This window comes from uncultured Novosphingobium sp. (assembly GCF_964277725.1).
Lineage (GTDB): Bacteria > Pseudomonadota > Alphaproteobacteria > Sphingomonadales > Sphingomonadaceae > Novosphingobium > Novosphingobium fluoreni.
In genome coordinates this window covers 1-8,735 of record NZ_CAXYKL010000005.1, presented here as the reverse complement: position 1 = coordinate 8,735, position 8,735 = coordinate 1, and the positions used below count along the sequence as shown (strand labels likewise).

At 63.4% G+C, this 8,735-nt stretch carries 10 protein-coding genes; 8 read left to right on the top strand and 2 right to left on the bottom strand.

What is annotated here, in order from left to right; all coding sequences use genetic code 11:
- On the top strand, positions 1–197 hold a 197-nt coding region (locus ACHWRX_RS00395; protein WP_394657665.1), incomplete at its 5' end, for a PfkB family carbohydrate kinase.
- Between the two features lie 28 nt (positions 198–225).
- Here the strand turns inward: ACHWRX_RS00395 and ACHWRX_RS00390 are convergent.
- Positions 226–1,212: an acyltransferase family protein gene (locus ACHWRX_RS00390; protein WP_394657664.1), complete on the bottom strand. Its 987-nt coding sequence runs from the start codon at positions 1,210–1,212 to the stop codon at positions 226–228.
- Between the two features lie 174 nt (positions 1,213–1,386).
- Here ACHWRX_RS00390 and ACHWRX_RS00385 point away from each other — a divergent pair, with 174 nt between their 5' ends.
- From ACHWRX_RS00385 to ACHWRX_RS00375, 3 genes are all read left to right on the top strand, one after another.
- Complete coding sequence (locus tag ACHWRX_RS00385) at positions 1,387–2,088, top strand: endonuclease/exonuclease/phosphatase family protein (protein WP_394657663.1); 702 nt, start codon at positions 1,387–1,389, stop codon at positions 2,086–2,088.
- Between the two features lie 150 nt (positions 2,089–2,238).
- Entirely contained in the window at positions 2,239–2,577 is a 339-nt protein-coding gene (locus ACHWRX_RS00380; RefSeq protein ID WP_058735703.1) for a P-II family nitrogen regulator, read from the top strand.
- Between the two features lie 11 nt (positions 2,578–2,588).
- Positions 2,589–4,019: an ammonium transporter gene (locus tag ACHWRX_RS00375; RefSeq protein ID WP_394657662.1), complete on the top strand. Its 1,431-nt coding sequence runs from the start codon at positions 2,589–2,591 to the stop codon at positions 4,017–4,019.
- 160 nt (positions 4,020–4,179) lie between these two features.
- Here ACHWRX_RS00375 and ACHWRX_RS00370 read toward each other — a convergent pair whose 3' ends face one another.
- Positions 4,180–4,611 carry a TIGR01244 family sulfur transferase gene (locus ACHWRX_RS00370; RefSeq protein ID WP_058735704.1) on the bottom strand — a complete coding sequence of 144 codons (432 nt, stop codon included), beginning with the start codon at positions 4,609–4,611 and terminating at the stop codon, positions 4,180–4,182.
- Positions 4,612–4,862: 251 nt separating this feature from the next.
- Here ACHWRX_RS00370 and ACHWRX_RS00365 point away from each other — a divergent pair, with 251 nt between their 5' ends.
- From ACHWRX_RS00365 to ACHWRX_RS00350, 4 genes are all read left to right on the top strand, one after another.
- Positions 4,863–5,684: a cold-shock protein gene (locus ACHWRX_RS00365; RefSeq protein ID WP_394657661.1), complete on the top strand. Its 822-nt coding sequence runs from the start codon at positions 4,863–4,865 to the stop codon at positions 5,682–5,684.
- 195 nt (positions 5,685–5,879) lie between these two features.
- On the top strand, positions 5,880–7,070 hold the full coding sequence (locus ACHWRX_RS00360; protein WP_394657660.1) for an aspartate aminotransferase family protein: 1,191 nt from the start codon (positions 5,880–5,882) through the stop codon (positions 7,068–7,070).
- Positions 7,067–8,008 carry an ornithine carbamoyltransferase gene (argF, locus tag ACHWRX_RS00355; RefSeq protein ID WP_394657659.1) on the top strand — a complete coding sequence of 314 codons (942 nt, stop codon included), beginning with the start codon at positions 7,067–7,069 and terminating at the stop codon, positions 8,006–8,008. The genes ACHWRX_RS00360 and argF overlap by 4 nt, the downstream gene beginning before the upstream one ends.
- A partial coding sequence (locus ACHWRX_RS00350) for an Hsp33 family molecular chaperone HslO (RefSeq protein ID WP_394657658.1) occupies positions 8,005–8,735 on the top strand: 731 nt, incomplete at its 3' end. The genes argF and ACHWRX_RS00350, both read left to right, overlap by 4 nt.

The window sequence follows — 8,735 nt, the reverse complement described above, 5'->3', positions numbered from 1 at the left end:
AGCCTATCGAGCGCGTGGTCGATACCACCGGGGCCGGAGACCTCTTTGCCGCCGGTTTCCTCTTCGGCCATGTTCGTGGCCGCTCGCCCACGGAAAGCCTGCGCCTGGGCGCGATCTGCGCGCGCGAAGTGATCTCGCACTTCGGCGCACGGCCTGAAGTCTGCCTTTCGACGTTGGTCGACGAGAAGGTGGACTGAGACCCATGCCATAAACGGAGTCCCGCAGTCAGCCTGAGGCCCATGCTCTAGGTATCCGCGCCAGGCGATGGCCGATCCAACGGTTGGCCCGACTAGACAAGGTTTGGGCTGAGAGCACCAGGATACCGGTGCAAAGTGCTGCGCCAAGCTGCCTGCCCCAGCCAAACCCCATGTATTTCGCGGCCAGGACGATAGGGCCGTGCGTTGCGTAAAGCGGAAAAGACAACGCTCCTGCAAATGCCGCAACGCGATTCGTCGCGCCATTAGTGAGACCGCCCGCAATCAGTATCGGGCAGCATACGATCACGAAGCCATAATCAAAGGCACCTGGCCACATCAGCCCGAATGTGCCCCAAAGGAACACGGCAGGCATCATTCCCCACGTCAGGGTCGGCCCGATCCGGAATGGCGGACAATCACCCCACGATCGATAGAGCAGGACGCCGATAGCGTATGGGACGATCGTTCTCAGCCCAGTGGCGAGTCGATTGCCAGGTGTCGGCACGAAGCCAAGGCCGCGCCCCGCTGTAGCTATTATCAGGGCGGCCATCAGGATAGTCGTGACAAAAATCACCGCGCGGCTGGACAGCCTGGCAAGAACAAAGCCGTGCAGTGCATTGGCCAAAATTTCGTAGGCGATGGACCAAACTGGCGGGTTCAACCGGTACATCTCGTCGTCCCGACCGATCGGCAGCAGAGTGAGGCAAGCGATCGCGATGATCCAGGCGCGATCCCCGGATGTGGCGATAAGCCACGGCATCCCAATCAGGCACCCCACGAAGACGACGGGATAGAGTCGGCGAACCCGGCTGGCGATGAAGGTTGTCGGCGTTAATCGGCCGACAGCCAACCGGCCTTCGAAGGTACGGGCCATTATGTAGCCGCTGAGCATGAAAAAAAAGTCCACCGCGAGGTAGGCGTTGGAGAATTTGTCGGCGAAGACGTGAATGAGAACGATGGATAGCGCCGCGATACCACGCAATCCATCCAGACCGTTTAGCCGCGCATGTGTCATAGGCGCTTTGTCGCAGCATTAGCTTAATTTTACTTTTGCCCGGGCCAGCAACGCAGGGCAGTGCGGGGTTGGCAAATGTGTCACAGCGGTTTGGCCGGGGAACATAGCCCCCGCTGCAGCTCTTATACTGGGTCGGCCCCTCTCGCTGGCGCCATAGAGAAGTCGCGCCACCCCGTGCAGATCACTTTTGCCAGTTACAATATCCGCAAGGCCGTGGGCTTGGATCGCCGCCGCGATCCGGAGCGAATCCTGGCGATCCTGCACGAGATCGACGCCGACGTTATCGCTTTGCAGGAGGCCGACCGGCGCTTTGGCCGCCGCATGAGCGTCCTGCCGCTCGATGCGATCCAGCAAAGCGGCTACCGTCCCGTGCCCCTGTCCATGAAGCCTGATAGTCTGGGCTGGCATGGCAACGCGCTGCTGGTGCGCCGGGACATCGATCTGGTGGAGGCCGCGCCGGTACCGCTGCCTGTACTGGAGCCGCGCGGGGCGATCCGCGCCGACTTGCGGATCGAGGGCCGATCGGTGCGCGTGATCGGCATGCACCTGGATTTGTCCGGTTTGCGTCGCCGCCATCAGGTGCGCAGCGTGCTCGCCCATTCAGCTGACTGTGCCTCGCGAATGCCAACGGTCCTGATGGGCGACATGAACGAATGGGCGGCAAAGCGTGGATGCTTTCGCGAATTCGACAGCAACTGGCACGTGCTGGCTCCAGGGCGCAGCTTTCCTTCTCGCCATCCCGTGGCGGCGCTCGATCGGATCATCGTCTCCAATGAGTGCGAGATCGTGGGAACCGGAGTGCATCGTACTGCATTGTCAGCGGTAGGTTCCGACCATCTGCCCGTCTTCGCTACGATAGCGCTGCCTAAAAAATAGGCAAGCTGCCCAGGATTCGGGCGGCGGCCACGATGTCGTCCCGTGTCTGCGGTACACCATCCGCTGAAATCCCTAACAAACGTAAACTGGCACGTCCCTTGCTGTACCTGGTCATACCGGCATGTCGCCGGTGGCTAACAGGGGATAGGCATGAAGTTCATCATCGCCATCATCAAGCCGTTCAAGCTCGACGAGGTGCGCGAAGCTCTCGGCGCCATCGGCGTCGCCGGCATGACCGTATCGGAGGTGAAGGGCTTTGGGCGGCAGAAGGGGCAGACCGAGATTTATCGGGGCGCCGAATACTCCACCAACATGCTGCCCAAGGTGAAGATCGAAGTCGCGGCTTCGGACGACATGGCTGCCCAGATCGTCGAGACGATCCAGCAGGTCGCCAGCACCGAGGCCATCGGCGACGGCAAGATCTTCGTCCTGGACCTGGCCGCTGCCGTGCGCATCCGTACTGGCGAATCCGGGGACACCGCGCTGTGAGGGGGAATTCCATGATGAACCGCAAGATTCTGGGCGGCGTGGGGGCGATCGTCTCGTCCCTGTGCGTCGCCAGCGCCGCCTGGGCGCAAGCTGCCGCCCCGATCAAGGCGCCTGACGCCGCTGCCGCTGCCGGCATGATCAACAAGGGCGATACTGCCTGGATGCTGATCTGCGCCGCGCTGGTGCTGATGATGTCGATCCCGGGCTTGGCCTTGTTCTACGGCGGCCTGGTGCGCGCTAAGAACATGCTCAGCGTGTGCATGCAGGTGTTCATGATCGTCTCGGTCGCCGGCCTGCTGTGGGCCTCGGTCGGTTATTCGATCGCCTTCACGTCCGGTGGTGACAACCACTTCTTCGGTGGTCTTTCCAAGGCCTTCCTGGTGGGCGTGGACGCCACGACCGTGGGTGCGACGTTCTCTAACAACGTCTATATCCCCGAATTGGTCTTCGTGGTCTTCCAGATGACCTTCGCCATGATCACGCCCGCGCTGATCGTCGGCGCGTTTGCTGAGCGTGTGAAGTTCAGCGCGCTGATGGTGTTCGTGGTCGCCTGGTCGATCCTGGTCTATTATCCGATGGCGCACATGGTGTGGTACTGGGCCGGCCCGGACTTCCTGGCCGATGCGCCTACCGACTCGGGCCTGCTGTGGGGCTGGGGTGCGCTTGACTTCGCTGGTGGCACCGTCGTTCACATCAACGCGGGTATCGCTGGCCTCGTCGGCTGCCTCTTCATCGGCAAGCGCCATGGCTATCCCAAGGAGCCGATGCCGCCGCACTCGCTCGTGATGACCATGATCGGCGCGAGCCTGCTGTGGGTGGGCTGGTTCGGCTTCAACGCCGGTTCCAACCTGGAAGCCAATGGCGTCACCGGCGTGGCCTTCATCAACACCATGCTCGCCACGTGCGCCGCCGCCGTCAGCTGGTCGCTGATCGAGCAGTTCCACCATGGTAAGGCCAGCATCCTGGGTGCCGCAACCGGGGCCGTCGCCGGCCTGGTCGCCATCACTCCCGCGGCGGGCCTCGGTGCGCCGATGACCTCGATCGTGCTGGGCTTCATCGTTTCGCCGGTCTGCTACATCTTCGTCACCCAGGTGAAGATCAAGATGGGCTACGACGACAGCCTCGACGTGTTCGGCGTGCACTGCATCGGCGGCATCGTCGGCGCGATCGGCACCGGTATCGTCGCTTCCCCGGCGCTCGGCGGCCAGGGCGTGTTCGACTACACATCCTTCCCCGCCGTGTTCGACGCTTCGACCTACTCGATCAGCGGGCAGGTGATCACCCAGATCAAGGCCGTGCTGTTCACCCTGGTTTACTCCGGCGTGATCTCGGCGGTGCTCTACTTCGTGATCGACAAGACCATCGGTCTGCGTCCGAGCCTCGAGGACGAGAACGCCGGTCTCGACATCAGCAGCCACGGCGAACGCGCCTACAACTACTAAGGCTTCAACAGTTTGGCGGGGGACGGGGAAGTTTCCTCCTCTCCATCCCCTCCTCCGCCACCCGATGTTCCTCCTGCGAACACAAACTCAAAGGGCCGGAGCCAGCCGCTCCGGCCCTCTTTTCCGTTTTTTTGGAACGGATTGTATTCGAACTCGGCAATTAGCCGGCGGATGCCCTCAGCACGTCCATCACCTGGCGGACGGGCGACAGATCATAGCCGGCGGCGGCAGCGGCCTGGGCCAGCTGTTCGGGATCCTTGCCCGCCTTCGCCTCCGCCAAAGCCCATAGCAAGGTCGACCGGGTTCCGGATCGGCAATAGGCCAGTACCGGCCCGGTCGAACGCTGCAGGGCATCGGCCATCGCCGTCACCTGGTGCTCGGCAAAACCAGCATGCGTGATGGGAATCGCAAGGTATTCGATCCCTTCGGCCTTGGCGGCGGCCGCGATCTCGTCACCCGGAACCTGATCTTCACTCTCGCCTTCGGGCCGGTTGTTGACGATCAGGGTGACGCCCAGCGCCTTGGCTTCCGCCACTTCGGGCAGGCCGATCTGCGGGCTGGCGTAAACGGTATCGGTCAGCTTGCGAAACATGGTGCGTCAGCTCCTGCGACAAAGGTGAGAACGGTCCAAAGTGCGGCAGCCCTAGCACAGTGGCGCCACTATTCGGCAAGTGACTCAGAAACCCACGCATTTCTGTTCGCCAAGCTCTTGCGACTCGTATATACGGCGGAATTGCAGGGAAAGACCGCGTTCGCGCGGGTCGCTTGATCTGGCGCCTGGCGTGGTTCGCCCACCCGTCTGGGCTAATGCTTATCGGGCGCAGCGAAGGTTTATTCGTAGAGATGGGTTTTGATAGAGGACGTCGCGGTAGGGGACGTGACAAGCGCGATCGGTTTGGCGAAGATGAAGGCGGCGGCTTCGATCCCTTCTTCGCAGGACAGGACCGTGGCGGTGGCGGCGGCTTTGGCGGCGGTGATCGCTTCGGCGGTGGCGGCAACAGCGGCGGCTTCGGTGGTGGTGATCGCTTTGGCGGCGGCGGTGGCGGTGGCGGCGGCTTCGGTGGTGGCGCTCCCCGCAGCGGCGGCTTCGGCGGCGGTCCCCGTGGTGGCGGCGGCGGTTTCGGCGGCAGCGGTGGCCCCCGCGGTGGCGGCATGCCGGCCCAGGTCGTTGGCCAGGGCAAGGGCGTCGTAAAGTTCTTCAACGCGGCCAAGGGCTTCGGCTTCATTCAGCGCGATGAGGGCGGCGATGATGTGTTCGTGCACATCAGCTCGGTCGAGCGTGCCGGCCTGGAAGGTCTTGCCGAAGGTCAGCAGCTGGAATTTCAGCTTGTCGATCGTGGCGGCAAGATTTCGGCCAGCGATCTCGTTGTGGTCGGCGATGTCATCCCTGTCGAAAAGCAGCGTGAGCAGGCACCGCGCGAAGCGGCTCCCCAGCGCCAGCTGACGGGTGACAAGGCGACCGGTACGGTCAAGTTCTTCAACTCAATGAAGGGCTTCGGCTTCATCACGCGTGATGACGGTCAGCCTGACGCGTTCGTGCACATCAGCGCGGTTGAGCGTTCGGGCATGTCCGGCCTCAACGAAGGCGATCAGGTCGAATTCGACATCGAAGTCGATCGACGAGGCAAGTACTCGGCGGTCAACCTCGTCCCGCGCCAGGGTTGATCCTGCCGGCATTGCTGCCGATCGGTTGATCGCAGCCGTGCTAACGATTAGAAGCGCGCAAATGGCGGTCCGTTAGGGCCGCCATTTGTCGTTTGCGACTTTCCCCGACCAGCACTGCCATCGGGGCTCAGGAACAGGAAAACAGACCGTCCGGGCCGCCCGATGCGCCAGCGTTTACTTCCAGGAATCACGACCATGTCGATCACTCCGCTGATGCCCGTCTATCCCCGGTCCGACGTTCGGCCCGTGCGCGGCGAACACTGTCATCTGATCAGTGAGGACGGCCGCCGCTTCTTGGACTTCGCCAGCGGTATCGCGGTGAACGCCCTGGGGCACTCGCACCCCGGACTGATCGGCGCGATCCAGAAGCAGGCGGAGACGCTGATGCACGTCTCCAATCTTTACGGCAGCCCCCAAGGTGAGCATCTCGCCAAGCGGCTTACCGACCTGACTTTCGCGGATACGGTGTTCTTCACCAACTCGGGAGCCGAGGCGGTGGAGTGCGCGATCAAGACCGCGCGGGCCTATCACCAGGCGGCGGGCAACACCGACAAGTTTGAGCTGATCACGTTCAACAACGCATTCCACGGCCGCACGCTCGCCACGATCAGCGCGTCCAACCAGGACAAGATGCACAAGGGCTTCCTGCCGCTGCTGCCCGGCTTCCGCTATGTCGAGTTCAACGATCTGGAAGCCGCCAAGGCCGCCATCGGCCCAAATACCGCGGGCTTCTTGGTCGAGCCGATCCAGGGCGAAGGCGGCATCCGCGTGGCGGACGACGCGTTCCTTCAAGGTCTGCGCGCCTTGTGTGACGAGCATGATCTGATGCTGGTTCTGGACGAAGTGCAAAGTGGCGTCGGCCGCTCGGGCACCTTCTATGCCTATGAACAGTATGGGATAAAGCCGGACATCCTGGCCACCGCCAAGGGCATTGGCGGCGGCTTTCCGCTGGGCGCGTGTCTTGCCACCGAAAAGGCGGCGCGCGGCATGGTCGCGGGTGCGCACGGCTCCACTTATGGCGGCAACCCGCTCGCCATGGCCGCCGCCGAAGCCGTGCTGGATGTGATCGCGGACGATGCGTTCCTGGCCGATGTGCGCGCCAAGGGTGAACGGTTGCGCGCGCGCATAGAGCAGTTCCTGGGCAATTATCCGGAGCTGTTCGAATCGGTACGCGGCCGGGGGTTGTTCATCGGCCTGAAGATGAAGGCCGAGCCACGGGGTTTCGTCGCCCACATGCGGGACAATCACCAGTTGCTGGCCGTTTCGGCGGGAGACAACGTGGTGCGCATCCTGCCGCCGCTCGTCATCGATGACCGCCACATGGATGAATTCATGGAAAAGCTTTCCGCCGCTGCGGCAAGCTATCACCCGGCAGAAGCAGCGTGAGCGCGCAAGGCACGCCCCGGCACTTCGTCGGGCTTTCGGACGCGGGCGGTGATGCCGTCGCCGCGATTCTCAACGATGCGCTGGATCGCAAGGCGGCGCGGCGGGGCTGGGCGAAAGGCCGCCCTGACGCCGATGCGCCGCTGGCCGGGCACGTGCTCGCCATGATCTTCGAGAAGAACTCCACCCGCACCCGCGTCTCGTTCGATATGGCGATGCGGCAGTTGGGCGGCAGTGCCCTGATCATGGAAGCAGGCAGCACCCAGCTGGGGCGCGGCGAAACCGTGGCTGATACCGCACGCGTGCTCAGCCGCATGGTGGATGCGATCATGATCCGCACCGACGATCACGCCAAGATCGAGGAGCTGGCACATTATGCCGATGTGCCGGTGATCAACGGCCTCACCGATCTTTCGCACCCCTGCCAGATCGTCGCCGATTTGCTGACCGTGATCGAGCGTGGCTTTGCGCTGCCCGGCCTGCAAGTCGCCTGGCTGGGCGATGGCAACAATGTCGCCAACTCGCTGATCGAGGCTGCGGGCCTGATGAAGTTCACCGTTCGCGTGGGCGGCCCCGCCGGATACGAACCCGGCCCCGCCTTCATCGCAGCGGCGCGGGAGCAGGGCGGAACGGTGGTGCTTACGCAGGACGTGAACGAGGCGGTGCGCGGTGCGCAAGTCGTGGTCACCGATACCTGGATCTCGATGGGCCAGGCCGGCGGCGACGTGCATCTGGCGGCGATGGCACCCTATCAGGTCGACACGCGCCTCATGAACGAGGCCGCGCCCGGTGCGGTGTTCCTGCACTGCCTGCCGGCGCATCGCGGTGAGGAAGTGACCGCCGAAGTGATCGACGGGCCGCAGTCCGCGATCTGGGACGAGGCGGAGAATCGTATTCACGCCCAGAAATCCATCCTGCGCTGGGCCCTGGGTCAGCTGTGAGTTCGGACGACTACCTGATCCAGTCCGGCCAGACCGGCTTTGACCGGATACTCGGCTTCATCATTCCGGATCGCCATGCGCGAGGCCGGATGGTCCGGCTGGGCCCGACGCTGGAGACGATCCTTTCCGCGCACGACTATCCGCCTGCGATCAAGCACCTGCTCGCAGAAGCGCTGGTTCTCACGGCGATGATGGGCTCGCTGCTCAAGGAAGATGGCGGCCAGCTGACCTTGCAGGCGCAAGCCAAGGGCGGCGCGATCGACTTGCTGGCGTGCGATTATCGGGGCGGCGAACTGCGCGGCTATGTCAGCCACGATCGCGAAAAGGCAGCGGCGGCGGGTACGAGCCCGCGGCTGGAAAACCTGTGCGGCGAAGGCTACCTTGCGATCACCTTCGATCTGGAGGGCAGTGGTGAGCGCTATCAGGGCATCGTGCCGCTGGAAGGCAGCTCGCTTTCGGAAGCATGCGAGCGATACTTCGCGCAGTCCGAGCAGGTGCCGACGCTGCTGCGCGTCGCGATCCGATCCGAAGGCAAACACTGTGTCGCCGGCGGCCTCCTTGTCCAGCACTTCCCTGAGGGCGAAGAAGGGCGCGAGCGGCTGCACGCGAAGGAGGACCATCCCGAGTGGGAGCATGTGGCGGTCATGGCCGGAAGCACGCGCCACGATGAGCTGGTCGATCCCGACCTATCGTTGGAAGATCTGCTGATCCGCCTATTCCACGAAGA

Excerpts from the sequence above, each read along its gene's own strand:
- ACHWRX_RS00390 (WP_394657664.1), bottom strand. The coding sequence starts at position 1,212 with ATGACACATGCGCGGCTAAACGGTCTGGATGGATTGCGTGGTATCGCG.
- ACHWRX_RS00380 (WP_058735703.1), top strand. The coding sequence starts at position 2,239 with ATGAAGTTCATCATCGCCATCATCAAGCCGTTCAAGCTCGACGAGGTG.
- ACHWRX_RS00375 (WP_394657662.1), top strand. The coding sequence starts at position 2,589 with ATGATGAACCGCAAGATTCTGGGCGGCGTGGGGGCGATCGTCTCGTCC.
- ACHWRX_RS00370 (WP_058735704.1), bottom strand. The coding sequence starts at position 4,611 with ATGTTTCGCAAGCTGACCGATACCGTTTACGCCAGCCCGCAGATCGGC.
- ACHWRX_RS00365 (WP_394657661.1), top strand. The coding sequence starts at position 4,863 with ATGGGTTTTGATAGAGGACGTCGCGGTAGGGGACGTGACAAGCGCGAT.
- ACHWRX_RS00360 (WP_394657660.1), top strand. The coding sequence starts at position 5,880 with ATGTCGATCACTCCGCTGATGCCCGTCTATCCCCGGTCCGACGTTCGG.